At 74.7% G+C, this 1552-nt stretch carries 1 protein-coding gene; it reads right to left on the bottom strand.

Going from position 1 to position 1552, the window contains the following annotated elements:
- On the bottom strand, positions 1-1552 hold a 1552-nt coding region (locus B124_RS36990; protein ID WP_496507406.1), incomplete at both ends, for a type I polyketide synthase.

The following is a 1552-nucleotide window of genomic DNA, read 5'->3' as shown; positions in this document are numbered from 1 at the left end:
ACGCCTCACGCGGCGAAACACCGAAGAACTCCGCATCAAAGTCCCCCGCGTCATGGAGGAAGCCGCCGTGACGCGCGTACGACTTCCCCGACTTGTCGGGGTCGGCGTCGAAGAGGTCGGCTCCCCAGCCGCGGTCGGTCGGGAACTCCGAGATCCCCTCGCGCCCCGACCACACCAGATCCCACAGCTCCGCCGGCGACGTCACACCGCCGGGATAGCGGCACGCCATCCCCACGACGACCACGGGGTCGTCCGCGTCCACAGCGGTCACCTGCACCGCCCCGGAGGCTGTGACGGCTCCGAGCACTTCGTCGCGCAGATGGCGGGCGAGGCCCGCGGGCGTGGGGTAGTTGAAGACGACGGTGGGAGCGAGGCGCACGCCCGCCGCGGCGTTGACGCGGTTGCGCAGCTCGACTGCGGTCAGTGAGTCGAAGCCGAGCGCCTTGAAGTCCTGCTCGACGTCGACGGCTGCCGCGTCGTCGTAGCCGAGGACCAACGCGGCCTGGGTACGGACGAGTCCGGTCAGCTCGGCGTGCTGGGCCTCCGCGTCGAGACCCGCCAGCCGGGCGGCGAGGGCGGACGTGCCGGTCGCCGTCCCCGCCGCCACCCGGCGGGCGCGGCGGCGGGGGGCGAAGCCGCGGAGGAGGTACGGCACGTCGCCGGCCTCGGCCTGCGCGCGGAGCGCGGGGAGATCCATGCGCACGGGGATGACGTTCGGCGTACGGGTGCGCAGCGCCGCGTCGAGGGACGCGAGCCCGAGTTCAGGCGTCAGCGGCGCGATGCCGCTGCGGTTCCAGCGCGCGAGTTCGGCTTCGCCGAGCGCGGCGCCCATGCCGCCGGTGCCGCCGACGTCGCCCCACAGGCCCCACGCCAGGGCCTGCCCCGCCCGGCCCAGGGCCCGGCGGCGGGCGGCCAGGGCGTCGAGCCAGGCGTTGGCCGCGGCGTAGTTTCCCTGCCCGGGTGTGCCCAGCACACCGGCGATCGACGAGAAGAGAACAAAGGCGTCGAGATCGAGGTCGCGCGTCAGCTCGTCCAGATGCGTCGCGGCGTCGATCTTGGGAGCGAGGACGTCACGAAGCGCCTCGGGCGTAAGGGACGCGATCGTGGCGTCGGCGACGACGCCCGCGGCGTGGAAGACCGCGGTCAGCGGGCGGTCGTCGGGAAGGCCGGCGAGCATCCGGGCCACGGCGTCGCGGTCGGTGAGGTCGCAGCGGGCGAACGTGGCCTCCGCACCGGCCGCCCGCAGGTGCTCCTGCAGCTCAGGCGCGCCGGGTGTGTCGATGCCGCGGCGGCTGGCGAGCAGCAGGTGCCGTACGCCGTACGTCGCCACCAGATGCCGGGCGACCAGCGCGCCCAGCCCTCCGGCCCCGCCGGTGATCAGCACGGTGCCGTCCCGGCGGCCGAGCGGCTGTCCGGCGTCGTCCTGGGGCGGCAGGTGGGTGAGGTGCGGGGTGTGGGGGGTGCCGTGGTGGAGGGCGAGTTGGGGGGCTGTCAGGGCGTGGGCGAGGGCGTGCGGGAGGTGGGTGCGGGTGTCGGGGTGGTCGTCGGTGTC

The organism is Streptomyces sp. CNP082 (assembly GCF_059570535.1).
The sequence above is the reverse complement of the archived record's forward strand: the minus strand, read 5'-3'. Positions and strand labels throughout refer to the sequence as shown.